Source organism: Methylobacterium oryzae, assembly GCF_036441375.1.
Taxonomy (GTDB): domain Bacteria; phylum Pseudomonadota; class Alphaproteobacteria; order Rhizobiales; family Beijerinckiaceae; genus Methylobacterium; species Methylobacterium oryzae_A.
This window is the reverse complement of the sequence record NZ_MLCA01000010.1, coordinates 150746-165093: the sequence shown is the minus strand read 5'-3', so window position 1 is coordinate 165093 and position 14348 is coordinate 150746. Positions and strand designations below refer to the sequence as shown.

The following is a 14348-nucleotide window of genomic DNA, read 5'->3' as shown; positions in this document are numbered from 1 at the left end:
CCTGTCACGCGACTCTGCGGGAACGGAAGCCCGCCCGCAAGGCAGGGGGATCAGACGGTCCGACGATGCCGCCGCAATGTCGCCAGCGCCGTGTGCGGCAGCGCCGCGGCGATCAGCAGGCAGGCGGCGAGGGCGGCCTCCTCCGGCTGCATCGCGCGCAGCGGCCAGGGGCCGACGCCGAGGTCGCCACCGAGGCCGATCAGGACCGCGCCGAACCACAGGGCGATGAAGGCGAGCGACCCGGATCCGACCCGGCGCAGGCGCGGCCGCAGCGGCCGGTTGGCCGCCACCGCGAAGAGGCCGAGGACGCCGCCGAACATCAGCGCGCCCACCGCGGCGCCGAGCCCGTAGGCCAGCCACAGGGGCTGATGGGTGAGGAAGGCCATGCTGCCCGTGGCGAAGGCCCCGCGCATGATCAGCCCGCCGAAGGTCGGGTAGAGCCCGGCAGCGAGGAGCGCCGCCGCCCCCGCGAGGCCGAACAGGATCCGGCGCGGCGCCGAGGCCGGGCCCGGCGCCGTCGCGACCCGCGCGAGATGACCCAGCCCGTAGACCAGCGCGAAGGCGAAGAGAGGGTAGCGGCCGATGTAGTAGCCGAAGATCCAGGGCTCGAGGGCTTCCGGCACGGCGTCGCGCTGGCTCAGACCGGTCGCCGCCACGAGGGCCAGGGCGGCCAGCATGGCGAGGACCGGCCCCGACGCCGCCAGGAGGCCGCCGGCGCGGCCTCCGGACGTCCCGGCGCCCGGACCGGACCGGTCGCGCGCGGCGTTGGTGGGTGCGGCCATGCTCGACGTGCCCGGACCGGCGCGGCGTCAGGAGCGCCGCGACGGGCCTAACGGCCCTCGTAATGGTCGCGGATCAGGCGGTCGAGGAGGCGCACGCCCCAGCCCGCACCCCAGCTGCGGTTGATCTCGCTGGCGTTCGAGGACATCGCCACGCCGGCAATGTCGAGATGCGCCCACGGCACGTCCTCGACGTAGCGCTTGATGAACGAGGCCGCGGTGGCGGCGCCGCCGTGGCGGCCGCCGGTGTTCTTCATGTCGGCGAACTTGGAGTCGATCGCCTTGTCGTAGGCGGGGATCAGCGGCATCCGCCACACCTTCTCGCCGGTCGCCTCGCCGGCGGCGTGGATGTTGCCCGCCAGCGTGTCGTCGTTCGAGAACATGCCGGCGATGTCCTGGCCCAGCGCCACGATGATCGCGCCGGTCAGCGTCGCGAGGTCGACGATCGCCTTTGGCTTGGTGCTGCGGATGACGTGGGTGATCACGTCCGCGAGCACCAGCCGGCCCTCGGCGTCGGTGTTGATCACCTCGATGGTCTGGCCGGACATGGAGGTCAGGATGTCGGAGGGGCGGTAGGAGCCGCCGTCCGGCATGTTCTCCACGATGCCGATGGCGCCGACCACGTTGCAGCGCGCCTTGCGGGCCGCCAGCGCGTGGAGCGCGCCGACCACGGCGGCGGCGCCGCCCATGTCGCCCTTCATATCCTCCATGCCGCCGCCGGGCTTGATCGAGACGCCGCCGGAATCGAACACCACGCCCTTGCCGATGAGCGCCACCGGCGCCTCGGCCGCGGGGCCGCCGTTCCAGCGCATGATCACGATCCGCGGCTCGCGGGCCGAACCCTGCGCGACGGCGAGCAGCGCGCCCATGCCGAGCTCCCGCATCCGGGCGGGTTCCAGCACCTCGATCTCCACGCCGAGCTTGGCGAGCTCCGAGGCGCGGCGGGCGAACTCCGCCGGGAAGAGCACGTTCGGCGGCTCGTTCACGAGGTCGCGGGCCAGGATCACGCCGTCGGACAGGCTCCGGGCGCCCTCGCCCTCGCGGGCGGCCGCGGAGTGATCGGCGAGCAGCAGGGTCAGCGCGGTGCCGGACTTGTCGTCGGCGTCGGGCTTCTTCTTGGTCTTGTACCGGTCGAACGCGTAGGTGCGCAGGCGCGCGCCGAGGGCGAACTCGCCGGCCTGCGCCGCCGTGACCGTCGCGCCGGGCCAGTCGAGCACGACCCGGGCGGTCCGGCCCGCCACCTTGCTGGCGGTGAAGCCGCCGAGCGCCGGCCAGTCGGTCTTGGCGCGGTCCTTGTCGGAGCCGAGGCCCACGACCACGAGGCGGTCGGCGCCGACGCCCGCGGGCGCCGGCAGGGTCAGGGCGCTGAGCGAGCGGCCCTTGAACTTCTCGGAGGCCGCCGCGCGGGCGACGAGATCCGCCCCGGATGTGCCGAGCGCCTCCCGGGCCGCCGACCCGAGCGACAGGTCGTCGCCGACGAAGACCACGAGATCGCCGGATCCGCCGGGGCCCTGGCCGCTCTGCTCCAGGGGACCGAAACCGATCTCGATACCGTCCGCCATACCCGTCGCCCTGCCCGTTATCCCGGAGCCGTACTACGCACCCGCGCGCCGAGGCGCGGGCCGTCCGCCCTGTGTAGCCGCTGAGACGGAGAACGCAACGCGGCGCGACAGCCCTGGAATCGCCCCTTTTGTCGGGTCCCTGCCGCTCCGAGGGCGCGAGAGGACGAGCGGGACTGCCGGGCCGATGAGGCAGATCGAGCGCTACATCTTTCGGATCGCCCTGGGCGCCACCCTCGCCTGCCTGATCGGGCTCACGGGCACCATCTGGCTGACGCAGGCCCTGCGCGAGCTCGATCTCGTGACCGCCAAGGGTCAGACGCTGCTGGTCTTCCTGTTCGTCACGGGCCTGTCGCTGCCGACCCTGGTCGTGGTCATCGCCCCCGTCGCCCTGTTCATCGGCACGATCTACGCCCTCAACAAGTTGAACGGCGACTCGGAGCTGATCGTCATGTCGGCGGCCGGGATGCCGCCGCGCGCGCTCCTGCGGCCCTTCCTCACCCTGGCGCTGTTCGTCAGCTTCCTGGTGGGTTTCCTGGTCGTGGTGGTGATGCCCGCGAGCTTCCAGGAGCTGCGCGACGTCATCACCCGGGTCCGGGGCGACTTCATCGCGAACGTCGTCAAGGAAGGGCAGTTCACCCAGCTCGACAACGGCATCACCTTCCATTTCCGCGAGCGGGGACCGGGAGGCACCCTCAAGGGGCTGTTCATCCAGGACCGGCGCGAGGCCGGGAAGACCAAGGTCTACCTCGCCGAGCGCGGCAACGCGGTCGACGTCGACGGCCAGAGTTACCTGATCCTGGAGAACGGCAGCGTCCACCAGCAGCAGAAGGACTCGCGCGATTCCTCGATCCTGACCTTCGAGCGCTACACGATCGACCTCGCGGCCTTCGCGCCCCCGGATTCCGACACGATCTACAAGCCGCGCGAGCGCTCGACGGCGCAGCTCCTGTTCCCCGACACGACCGAGGGCTACTACAAGCTCCAGAAGGGCCGGTTCCGGGCCGAGCTGCACGACCGGCTCTCCGCCTGCCTCTACCCGCTGGCCCTGGTCTTCATCGCCTTCGCGGCCCTCGGCGATCCCCGCACGACCCGGCAGGGGCGCGGCGTCGCGGTCGCCGGCGCGATCGTCGCCGTCGTGGCCCTGCGCATCGGCGGCTTCGCGGCGGTCAGCGCCGCCGCGCGCAGCCCCGCTGCGGTCCTGGCTGTCTACGGCGTGCCGCTGCTCGCGATCCTCCTGTCGAGCCTGCTGATCTTCTACGGGCCGCGGGTGCGCGCGTTGAACGCCGCCCTGGCCCGCTCCGTCCGCGGCCGGTTCCGCGGCCCGCGCCTCGCGCCGGCGGCCTGACGCCGATGATGCTGATTGGCCCCACCCTCGGGCGGTACTTCGCCGCCCGTTTCCTCCGCACGGTGCTCGGCGTGTTCGTGACCGTGTTCGCGCTGGTCTACACCCTCGACTTCGTCGAGCTGCTCCGCCGCGCCGGCGAGGCCCAGGGGGCCTCCGCGGGGCTGATGGCGCAGCTCTCGCTCTACCGCACCCCCGCGGTGGCGGAGGGCGTCCTCCCCTTCGCGGTCCTGTTCGGCTCCATGGCGGCCCTGCTCCAGCTCTCGCGCAAGCTGGAGCTGGTCGTCGCCCGCGCGGCCGGGATCTCGGCTTGGCAGTTCCTGCAGCCCGGCTTCTTCGTGGCCCTCGCTCTCGGCGCGGTCGCGGTCGGCGTCTACAATCCGGTCTCGGCGCTGCTGAAGCAGCGCTCCACCGAGATCGAGGCGAAGATCTTCGCCAAAGCCACCAGGGCGAGCTCGGGCAAGGACCTCTGGATCCGCCAGAAGGGCCTCGACGGCGAGGCGATCCTCCGCGCCGAGACCGCCATCGAGGGCACGACCACGCTGGCGGGCGTGTCGGTCTTCACCTTCGACGGTGCCGGCAAGTTCGCCGAGCAGCTCGTCGCGGCCCGCGCCACGCTCCACGACGGCTACTGGGAACTCTCCGATGTGCGCGTTCTCACACCGGACGCACCGCCCGAGTCGTTCGACACCTACCTGATCGCGTCGAACCTCGACCCCGCGCAGGTGCGCCAGGGGTTCACCCCCCCGGAATCTGTGCCTTTCTGGCAACTTCCCACAACCATCGCGCGGACCGAGCGGGCCGGTTTGGACGCCACCCGCTACCGTCTCCAGTACGATGTCCTGTGGGCGCGTCCGGTGCTGTTCGTGGCCATGGTCCTCGTCGCCGCAACCGTTTCCTTACGGTTCTTCCGCTTTGGTGGTGTCGGCAAACTCGTCCTCGGTGGCGTCGCGGCCGGCTTCGCCCTCTACGTGGTCCGACAGGTCATGGAGGGGCTCGGAGCGTCCGGACTCGTCGCCGCACCGGTGGCGGCCTGGTTCCCGGCCGTGGTAGGCAGTCTTCTCGGTACGCTCACGCTTCTGTACCAGGAAGACGGCTGACATCCGCGATCCTTCGCGGGACGGGAGACGGGTGTTGAGGTTGGTGGCGGCAGACGTCACAGGGGTTGGGACGCGCGTTGCGTAAGGTCACCGACATCCTGCGGAAGGCTGGTTTCCGGACCGTGCTGGCGCTCGCCGCGCCGCTGGCCGGCGGCCTGTCCGCCCATGCCCAGGGCCTGCCCGCCGTGACGGCCGGCAAGCCCGGCGACAAGCTCCTCGTCGAGGCCGACGAGCTGATCTACGACAACGACCACGGCACCGTGACGGCGCGGGGCAATGCCGAGCTGCATTACGGCCCGCGGACCCTGCAGGCCGACCGGGTGCGCTACGACCGGAATTCCGGCCGGGTCTTCGCCGAGGGCAATGTCCGCCTCACCGAGGCCGATGGCGGCGTCGTGACCGGCGCGCGCATGGAGCTCACCGACGACTTCAAGACCGGCTTCGTCGACGCCTTCCGCGGCCAGCAGACGGTGCAGCGGAAGTTCGAGACCGTGCGCACCCGGTTCTCCGCGCCGCGGGCCGAGCGCCTGAACGGCGAGCAGACCAGCTTCGAGTCCGGCAGCTACACGGCCTGCGAGCCGTGCAAGGACAACCCTGAGACGCCGCCGCTGTGGCAGATCAAGGCGAAGAAGATCATCCACGACAACGAGACCCACACGGTCTACTTCGACGAGTCGACGCTCGAGATCGCCGGGATCCCGGTGGCCTACCTGCCGTATTTCGAGGCGCCGGACCCGACGGTGAAGCGCAAGACCGGCTTCCTGACGCCGCGCTTCGTCACGACGACCGCGCTCGGCAACGGCGTGTCGCTCCCGTACTTCATCAACCTCGCGCCGAATTACGACCTGACGCTGACGCCGACCCTGCTCAGCCGGCAGGGCCTACTTGCGCAGGGCGAGTTCCGCCAGCGGATCGACAACGGCTTCTACAACATCCGCCTGTCGGGCATCTCGCAGACGACGCCCTCGGCCTTCCTCCCGAGCCCGCTGGGCGCCGGCGAGCGCGACTTCCGCGGCTCGGTCGAATCGCAGGGCCGGTTCTACATCAACCCGCGCTGGCGCACGGGCTGGGACCTCGTCGGCGTCACCGACAAGTGGTTCCTCGACAATTACCGGATCCGCAACCAGAACATCACCACGGACTATTTCCGTGAGGCGACCTCGACCGCATTCCTGATCGGCCAGGGCGACCGGTCGTGGTTCGAGGCGCGGGGCTACTACTTCAAGGGCCTGTCGAGCTTCGACTGGCAGAAGCAGCAGCCGATCGTCGCGCCGGTGATCGACTACGACAAGCGGATCAACGGCCCGTCGGAGATCGGCGGCGAGGTGCGCTTCCAGGCGAACATCACCAGCCTGACCCGCGAGACCACCCAGTACCAGGGCCTGCCGCGGACCTCGAGCTACCTGTTCTCGCCGAGCGTCAACGGCGTGAGCTTCCCGCTCTACCAGACCTGCACGGTCTTCCAGCGCGGCCTGTGCGCCATCGACGGGCTCGCCGGGACCAACACCCGCGCCTCCGCGGAGCTGTCCTGGCGCCGCAGCTTCATCGACGATTGGGGCCAGAAGTTCACGCCGTTCGCGTATCTCCGCACCGACGCGTTCTTCACAAATCCGAGCTTCTCCGGCTACCAGAACGACCTCGCGCCGCAGGTGGCGAAGATCGACGACGGCTTCGCCGGCCGGGTCATGCCGGCGGTCGGCCTCGACTACCGCTACCCGTTCGTCGCCAATTTCGGCGCGCTCGGCGTCCACACCCTGGAGCCGATCGGCCAGATCATCGCGCGCCCCTCCGAGACCCGGATCGGCCGCCTGCCCAACGAGGACGCGCAGAGCCTCGTCTTCGACGACACCTCGCTGTTCGAGTGGGACAAGTTCTCGGGCTACGACCGGGTCGAGGGCGGCGTGCGCACCAACCTCGGCGGCCAGTACTCCGTCGTGACGCCGTCCGGCTGGTACGCCAATATCCTGTTCGGCGAGTCGATCCAGCTCGCGGGCGTCAACTCGTTCCGCCGCGGCGACATCGCCAATGTCGGCCTGGATTCCGGGCTCGAGACGCAGCGGTCGGACTTCGTCGGCCGCTTCCAGGTCTCGCCGAACCAGAACATCACGTTCATCAGCCGCGCCCGGTTCAACCAGTCCGACTTCCACGTGGCGCGGTTCGAGACCGGCGCGACGGCGCGGTTCGCGCCGTTCCTGCCGCTGACCGTCTCGGCCTTCTACTCGTACTACGAGGCGCAGCCGCTGCTCGGCTACAGCCACTACCGCGAGGGCATCACCGCCACCGCGACCTACAACATCACGCCGAACTGGTTCGTCTCGGGCTCGCTGCTGGTCGACCTGACCCACTACCTCGACGTCCGCAACACCTACACGGACGCGCTGACCTCGTACCTCGCGAACCCGATCGGCACCGTTCCGCTCTACCAGAACCCCGGCCGCTTCTACCTGTCGGGCGCGAGCTTCGGCGGCGGCTACCAGGACGAGTGCACCACCGTCTCGCTGAACTACATCAACTCGCCGATCGCCACCGCGACGGGCGTGCGCGAGCGCAATCAGACGGTGCTGCTGCGGGTCGAGCTGAAGACTCTGGGCGAGGCCGACCTGCGCCAGAACGTCGGCACCGCCACAACCGCGGACGGCATCGCCTCCATCCGTTGAGGGACCGGGACCGGCGGATCGCCGGTTCGGCGCCTCATCGGACCCGATCCCGCCCTTCGTCCCGACGCGCCGAGGATGCGCCCGCGCCGCGCGAGCGCTATAGAGCGCCCATGCCGCCCCTCGCCCTCACCCTCGGAGATCCCGCCGGCATCGGTCCGGAGCTGGCGCTCAGCGCGTGGCTCGGGCGGGGCGGCGCGGACCCGCTGCCGCCGTTCTTCCTGGTGGCGGATCCCGACTTCGTCGAGCGCCTCGCCCATCGCCTCGACCGCCCCGTGCCGGTGGCCGAGGTCGATCCCGAGACGGCCGCCGAGGTGTTTCCGCGCGCCCTGCCGGTGGTGCCCCTGCCGAGCGGCGCGCGCGTCGCCGCCGAGCCCGGCGTGCCGGATTCCGTCAACGCCGGCGCGACCATCGAGTCGATCACGGCGGCGGTGGAGTTCGTGAAGGCCGGGCGCGCGGGCGCGGTGGTGACCAACCCGATCGCCAAGTTCGTGCTGACCCGCACGGGCTTCGCCCATCCCGGCCACACCGAGTTCCTGGCCGCCCTCTCGGTGCCGCCGGGCCGGACGCCGCCCCGGCCGGTGATGATGATCTGGAGCGCCGGGCTCTCGGTGGTGCCGGTGACGATCCACGTGCCGCTGAAGGACGTGCCGGACCTGCTCACCCAGGAGCTCGTCGAGGAGACCGCGACGATCGTCGCCCGCGACCTGCGGGAGCGGTTCGGCCTGCCCGAGCCGCGCCTGGTCCTCGCCGGCCTGAACCCGCACGCGGGCGAGGCCGGCACGATCGGCCACGAGGATCGCGACGTCCTCGCCCCCGCGGTGGCGCGGTTGCGGACGCAGGGCATCGACATCCGCGGGCCGCTCCCCGCCGACACCCTGTTCCACGCCCGCGCCCGGGAGACCTACGACGTCGCCCTGGCGCCCACGCACGACCAGGCCCTGATCCCGATCAAGACGATCGCGTTCGACGACGGCGTGAACGTCACCCTCGGCCTGCCCTTCGTGCGCACCTCCCCGGACCACGGCACGGCCTTCGACATCGCCGGCCAGGGCATTGCCCGCCCCGACAGCCTCGTGGCGGCCCTGCGCCTCGCCGACCGGCTGGCCGCCAACGCCGCGCTGGGCGAGCCGCCCGGCGGGGCCGAGATCATCCCGTTCAGCGTCTATGCCGGCCGGCCCCGGCCCGCGGGCGCGCGCCATTTCGACCCCGAGGACGAGCTGTGACGGTGGTAGCATGAGCGCCGGGGACGGGCTTCCGCCGCTGCGCGAGGTCGTCGCCCGCCACGGCCTGGAGCCGAAGAAGGCGCTCGGCCAGAACTTCCTCTACGACCTGAACCTGACCGGGCGGATCGCACGGGCGGCCGGTCCCCTCGCGGGGGTGACCGTGGTGGAGGTCGGGCCGGGGCCGGGTGGTCTCACGCGCGCGCTCCTCGCCGAGGGGGCCGATCGCGTGGTGGCGATCGAGCGCGACCCGCGCGCCCTGCCGGCGCTCGCCGAGATCGCCGCCCATTATCCCGGCCGCCTCGAGGTGGTCGACGCCGACGCCCTCGCCTTCGACCCGCGGCCGCTGGTGGGCGATGCCCCGGCGCGGATCGTCGCCAACCTGCCCTACAATGTCGGCACCGCCCTGCTCACCGGCTGGCTCGACGGCGAGGCCTGGCCGCCCTGGTGGGATCAGGCCGTGCTGATGTTCCAGCGGGAGGTCGCCGAGCGGATCGTCGCCGGCCCGGAGGAGCGCGCCGATTACGGCCGGCTCGGCGTCCTCTGCGGCTGGCGCACCGAGGCCGAGATCCTGTTCGACGTGAGCCCCTCGGCCTTCGTGCCGCCGCCGAAAGTCACCTCGAGCGTGGTCCGGCTGGTGCCCCGCGCGCGACCGCTGCCCTGCCGCGCCGGCGCGCTGGAGGCGGTCACCCGGGCCGCCTTCGGCCAGCGCCGGAAGATGCTGCGCCAGAGCCTCAAGGCGCTGACGCCCGAGGCCGGTGCCCTGCTGGCCGCCGCCGGCCTGTCCGAGACCGCGCGGGCCGAGGAGATCCCGGTGTCCGGGTTCGTCGATCTCGCCAACCGCTGGGACGCGCACAGAAAGGCCGGCGCCCCGATGGGGACGCCGGCCTGAGAGAGCGTCGGCGCTCCGGCCCGGAGGCCGGAGCGCAATCGGATCAGCGGGTCTGCTGGATCGCCGAGAGCACCCAGCCGCGGCCGGGCTGGCGCAGGAAGGTCCAGAGCTCCGTCGCCTCGGACGAGTCCGTGGAGACGACCCGGCCGCTCGCGCGCTCGACCATCACGTCCTTGAGGGCGTAGCGCATGGCCACGGTCGCGTAGTCGGTGCGGTCCTCGCCCCAGGCCTCCGCGAGGTCGCCCTGCAGCAGCTTCACGTCCGAGATCTTGTTCACCACGCCGCGGGCCGCGTTGCCGCGCAGCTCCTCGTCGAAGTAGCCCATCATCTCGGGGGTCGACAGGTTGCCAAGGGTCACCCGGTCCTCGCGGGAATAGGCGTCCTGGATGTCGCCGAGCAGGCGCTCGAAGGCCTGGTAATCGGCCGGGCCGATCTGCACCGGGCGGGTCTGCGGCGGGCGCTGCCCACCGCCGAACATGCCGCCGGGAGCGGGGCCGCCCGGAGCACCGCCCATCGGGCCGCGGGCGCCCGGCTGACCGTCGAGCGACGACCGGGCGTAGGGGGCACCGGCGCCCGCCGGCTCGTTCCGGCGGCGGAAGAAGCGCAGGGCCAGCATCACGACCAGCACCACGAGCCCGACCTGGAACAGCAGGCCGATCATCGAGGCGAGGCCGCCGAGGCCGCCGAAGAAGCCGCCTCCGAGCAGCGCGCCGAGCAGGCCGGCGCCGAGCAGGCCCGCGAAGAAGCCGCCGCCGAACCGGCGGCCCGGCGCGGCGGGAGCCTGCATGCCGGGGCTGCCCATGCCGGGGGACGGCGCGGTCTGCGAGCGCTGCATCGTCATGCCGCCGCCCGGGGCGGTCGGCGTGGCGGAGGGCGCCGTGTAGGTGCGCGAGCCGCGGGAGCCGAAGGACCCGCCGCCGCCCGGACGGGCTTCCGCGACGGGTGCCGCGACGGTCAGCGCAGCGGCCAGCGCCAGGAGGGCGGCCACACGCCGGCGGCGCGAAATCTCAGTAAACATGTACACGCCTCAGAGGACGAGAACCGGGCGGCGCGGAGCGCCAGTGACGATATGGGAACGGTCTGGCTGCGGTTTTAGTCCTTCCCGGCGGCGCCGGAACGACGTTTTCCGCCGGTTCGCCCCGCCTCCGGGGGCGGAATCGCGCTAATGGAGGGTCCGGTCGGGGGCGGCCGGGAAGGAGAGGCGCACCTGCGTTCCCTCCCCGCTCCGGCTGTCGAGGGTGATGGTTCCGTTCTGGCGCTTCATCAGCCCGTGCACGATCGCGAGGCCGGCGCCGCGCCCCGCCTCGTGGCTGGTCTGGAACGGCGCGAGCGCCCGGGCGAGCATCTCGGGCGACATCCCCTGCCCGGTATCGCCGACCGCGATCCCGACGCTGCCCTGGCCCGGCTGCTGAAGCGACCGGTCGCCGGGATCCACCCGGAAGGTCGACAGGGTCAGGGTGCCGCCCGATGGCATGGCCTCGCAGGCGTTGGCGACGAGATGCCGCAGGGCGAACTCGATCTGCGTCGGATTGCTGATCGCCCGCGGCAGGCCCGGCGTCGCCGCGACGGTGAGGCGGATCCCCGGCGGCAGATCGGGTTCGAGGCGCTTGGCGAGGTCGGCCACGATCGCGTCGAGGTCGACCGCGCGGACGTCCGGGGCGATGCGGCGGGAATAGGCGAGCAGGTGCCGGGTCAGGATCGCCGCGCGCTCGGTGGCGTCGGCCGAGCGGGCGATCGCGCGCTGGACGAACGGCTCCTGCCGGTCGCCGAGCCGGCGCTTGAGGCCGTCGATGTAGCCGATCAGGATCTGCAGGAAGTTGTTGAACTCGTGGGCGACGCTGTTGGTGAGGAGCCCGAGCGCCTCCCGCTGGCGGGAGAGCGCGAGCGCGCCCTCGGCCTCTCGCCGAGCCGTCTCGTCGCGGATCTGGCCGATGCGGAACGGGGTCCCGGGCAGGAGAGCCGTCTCAAGCCGGGCCCAGAAGCTCGTCCCGTCCGAGCGGGCGGCGAGGAATTCCTGGGGCTCGGTGCCGGCGGTGTCGAGCGGCGTCGTCCGCTGCGCCAGGATCAGGTCGAGTCCCTGCGTGACGAGCCGCTCCGCCGGGTAGCCGGCCAGCAGCTCGAGCGCGGGATTGGCGTGGCGGACACGGCCCTGCGGATCGAGCAGGAGACTGGGCGTCGGCAGCGCGTCGAGGAGCGTGCGGGTCTCGCCCGCCAGCGGCCCGCCTTCGGCCGCGCTGTGATCCGTCCCGGGCTGCGCCATGCTGCGTTCGCGCTCAGCGGATGCGGAAGGTCCGCGACGGGCCAGCGATAACGATGAACGGCCTCACGGCCAAGCGTGGATCCGCGCGTGGATCCGCGCGGGCAACCCCTACTGGCGCACCCACATCACCCGGGCCATCCAGGCCACTTCGCCGAGGTTCAGGACCCGGTCCTCGTGCTCGGGGTTCAGGGAGGCCAGTTCCACGGTCCGGGCGGTGCGCCGACGGAGCTCCTTGGCCAGGACCTCGCCGCCGTGCAGGCGGACCACGACGCGGTCGCCCTTGCGGACGCTGGCCGTGGGCGACACGATCAGGACATCGCCGTCCCGGAACAGCGGCAGCATGGAATCGCCCTGGATCTCCAGCGCGAAGGCCCGCTCCTCCCCGAGGTCCGGAAACTCGATCTCCTCCCAGCCGGCGCCGCCGGTGGGCATGCCCTCGTCAGTGAACAGGCGCCCGGCGCCGGCCTGGGTCAGGCCGATCAGCGGGACCATGGTGCGGGCGGGGATCTCCCGCGCCTCGATGAGCCGCAGGAACTCGTCGAGGCTCGACCCGGTGGCGGCCAGGACCTTCGACACGGATTCCGTGGACGGCCAGCGCTTGCGGCCGTCGGCGCCGACGCGCTTCGACCGGTTGAAGCTGGTCGCGTCGAGGCCGGCGCGGCGCGCGAGCCCGGAGGCCGAGTAGCCGTGGCGCTCTGCGAGCCGGTCGATGGCGTTCCAGATCTGCTCGTGCGACAGCATAGCGGGCTCGGAAGCTCACCCTGAGCGGGCCGGCACCCCCGTCTCACCAGCCGGGATCCGGCTGCCTCGGAGGCACGGAGACGGTTCACCCACCGGGTCCGTTCGACACCCGCCGGGTACGCGCGGAGATACTTGACAATTCACTTTCCGGATCGGCTCTGCCGGTCCGGTCAGGGCTGTGTGACGTCCAGCCTAGTCGTAGGAAAGTAGAACTACAGGCGGCAGATTGCAATCGTTCCTCGAATCGGGCCGGGCGCATCGCGGTTGCCGCCGGCGCCCGGCGCCTCTATCGCAGCGTCGTTTCCGGGGAGCTTCGATGCCGCTCATCTACAAGATCTGTCCGCGCGCCCTGTGGCGCGAGGCCGAGGCCGTGGGCCGGTTCACGGGGGCGCCGGTCGATCGCCAGGACGGCTTCATCCACTTCTCCACGGCCGCCCAGGTCGCCGAGACGGCTTCGCGGCACTTCGCCGGGCAGGACGACCTGCTCCTCGTCGCGGTCGAGGCCGACGCGCTCGGCGACGCCCTGCGCTACGAACCCTCCCGCGGCGGCGACCTGTTCCCGCACCTCTACGGCCCGCTGCGGCTCTCCGCCGTGGTCGCGGTGGACGAAATGCCGCTGAGCGCCGACGGGCGTCACGTCCTCCCGAGCGGGATCCGGCCGGCATGATCGAGGCCGCCTTCCCCCTCGTCCGGCCGCTGCTCCATCGCCTGGATGCGGAGCGCGCGCACGACCTGACGCTGCGCGCGCTGGCGCTCCTGCCCGAGGGCGGCCGGCCGGCGGACGACCCGCGGCTCGCCGTCGACCTGCTCGGCCGCCGCTTCCCCAACCCCGTCGGCCTCGCGGCGGGCTTCGACAAGGGCGCGCGCGTTCCCGACGCGCTGCTGGGCCTCGGCTTCGGCTTCGTCGAGGTCGGCGGGGTCGTGCCGCGGCCGCAGCCCGGCAACCCGCGGCCGCGGGTGTTCCGTCTCGCCGCCGACCGCGCGGTGATCAACCGCTTCGGCCTCAACAGCGAGGGGGTCCAGGTGGTGGCCGACCGGCTGCGCGCCCGAAAGGGCCGGCCCGGTATCGTCGGCGTCAATATCGGCGCGAACAAGGAGTCGGCCGACCGCCTCGCCGACTACGCCGCCTGCACCGCCGCCCTCGCGCCGCTCGTCGACTTCGTCACCGTCAACGTCTCGTCGCCCAACACGCCGGGCCTGCGCGACCTCCAGGGCGAGGCCTTCCTCGACGAACTGCTCGCCCGGACGGTCGAGGCCCGGGACGCGGCCGGCGCCGGCGCGGCGATCCTCCTCAAGATCGCCCCCGACATGGCGCTCGACGCCCTCGACGCGGTCTGCGCCACGGCGCGGCGGCGCGGGGTCCAGGCCCTCGTCGTGTCCAACACCACGGTGGCCCGCCCGGCGAGCCTGCGCGAGCAGGGTCTCGCCCGGGAGACCGGCGGCCTCTCGGGGCGGCCGCTCTTCGGTCCGGCGACCCGGATGCTCGCCCAGACGCGCCTGCGCGTCGGGGACGCGCTGCCCCTCGTTGGGGTCGGCGGCGTGGATTCGGCCGAGGCGGCCTGGACCAAGATCCGGGCCGGGGCGAGCCTCGTGCAGCTCTACTCGGCGCTGGTCTACGAGGGCCCGGGCCTGGTCGGGCGCATCAAGGACGGCCTCCTGCGGCGCATTAACGAGGCCGGGATCGGCTCGCTCCGGGAGGCTGTCGGGCGCGACGCCGTGGATCTCGCCCGCGGCGACTGAGCGAACGCGGCGCGGGCGTTCCTGCACCGCATCGGTCGCCGCCCCGGTGTCGCCG

Annotated in this window: 12 protein-coding genes; 7 read left to right on the top strand and 5 right to left on the bottom strand. The window is 72.3% G+C overall.

Annotated elements, in window-relative coordinates:
* Nucleotides 1-50: 50 nt before the first annotated feature.
* Nucleotides 51-782, bottom strand: coding sequence for a hypothetical protein (locus MOTC310_RS19070; RefSeq protein WP_331302938.1), 732 nt, complete (start codon nt 780-782; stop codon nt 51-53).
* Nucleotides 783-829: 47 nt separating this feature from the next.
* Entirely contained in the window at nt 830-2341 is a 1512-nt protein-coding gene (locus MOTC310_RS19065) for a leucyl aminopeptidase (RefSeq protein ID WP_331290166.1), read from the bottom strand.
* 184 nt (nt 2342-2525) lie between these two features.
* Here MOTC310_RS19065 and lptF point away from each other — a divergent pair, with 184 nt between their 5' ends.
* The 5 genes from lptF to rsmA all read left to right on the top strand — a co-directional run bounded on the left by lptF (nt 2526) and on the right by rsmA (nt 9552).
* The gene (gene lptF / locus MOTC310_RS19060) at nt 2526-3686 is read left to right on the top strand and encodes an LPS export ABC transporter permease LptF (RefSeq protein ID WP_331302937.1); all 1161 of its coding nucleotides are present in this window, start codon (nt 2526-2528) and stop codon (nt 3684-3686) included.
* 8 nt (nt 3687-3694) lie between these two features.
* Entirely contained in the window at nt 3695-4783 is a 1089-nt protein-coding gene (gene lptG, locus MOTC310_RS19055; protein ID WP_331290319.1) for an LPS export ABC transporter permease LptG, read from the top strand.
* 77 nt (nt 4784-4860) lie between these two features.
* Nucleotides 4861-7440 carry an LPS-assembly protein LptD gene (locus MOTC310_RS19050; RefSeq protein ID WP_331290168.1) on the top strand — a complete coding sequence of 860 codons (2580 nt, stop codon included), beginning with the start codon at nt 4861-4863 and terminating at the stop codon, nt 7438-7440.
* A gap of 110 nt (nt 7441-7550) precedes the next feature.
* Complete coding sequence (gene pdxA / locus MOTC310_RS19045) at nt 7551-8663, top strand: 4-hydroxythreonine-4-phosphate dehydrogenase PdxA (protein WP_331302936.1); 1113 nt, start codon at nt 7551-7553, stop codon at nt 8661-8663.
* A 10-nt stretch (nt 8664-8673) separates the two neighbouring features.
* Nucleotides 8674-9552, top strand: coding sequence for a 16S rRNA (adenine(1518)-N(6)/adenine(1519)-N(6))-dimethyltransferase RsmA (rsmA, locus tag MOTC310_RS19040; protein WP_331302935.1), 879 nt, complete (start codon nt 8674-8676; stop codon nt 9550-9552).
* 43 nt (nt 9553-9595) lie between these two features.
* Here the strand turns inward: rsmA and MOTC310_RS19035 are convergent, their stop codons facing one another.
* The 3 genes from MOTC310_RS19035 to MOTC310_RS19025 form a co-directional block, all read right to left on the bottom strand.
* Nucleotides 9596-10570, bottom strand: coding sequence for a TIM44-like domain-containing protein (locus MOTC310_RS19035; RefSeq protein WP_331302934.1), 975 nt, complete (start codon nt 10568-10570; stop codon nt 9596-9598).
* Between the two features lie 144 nt (nt 10571-10714).
* Nucleotides 10715-11812, bottom strand: a complete 1098-nt coding sequence (locus tag MOTC310_RS19030) for a two-component system sensor histidine kinase NtrB (protein WP_331302933.1) — start codon at nt 11810-11812, stop codon at nt 10715-10717.
* Between the two features lie 108 nt (nt 11813-11920).
* A complete protein-coding gene (locus tag MOTC310_RS19025; protein WP_012317556.1) occupies nt 11921-12553 on the bottom strand; it encodes a S24 family peptidase in 633 nt (210 codons plus the stop codon).
* Nucleotides 12554-12869: 316 nt separating this feature from the next.
* On the opposite strand from MOTC310_RS19025, the gene MOTC310_RS19020 reads away from it, so the two are divergent.
* Nucleotides 12870-13220 carry a DUF952 domain-containing protein gene (locus tag MOTC310_RS19020; RefSeq protein ID WP_331302932.1) on the top strand — a complete coding sequence of 117 codons (351 nt, stop codon included), beginning with the start codon at nt 12870-12872 and terminating at the stop codon, nt 13218-13220.
* Nucleotides 13217-14293, top strand: coding sequence for a quinone-dependent dihydroorotate dehydrogenase (locus MOTC310_RS19015; RefSeq protein ID WP_331302931.1), 1077 nt, complete (start codon nt 13217-13219; stop codon nt 14291-14293). Before MOTC310_RS19020 ends, MOTC310_RS19015 begins: the two co-directional genes overlap by 4 nt.
* Nucleotides 14294-14348 lie beyond the last annotated feature (55 nt).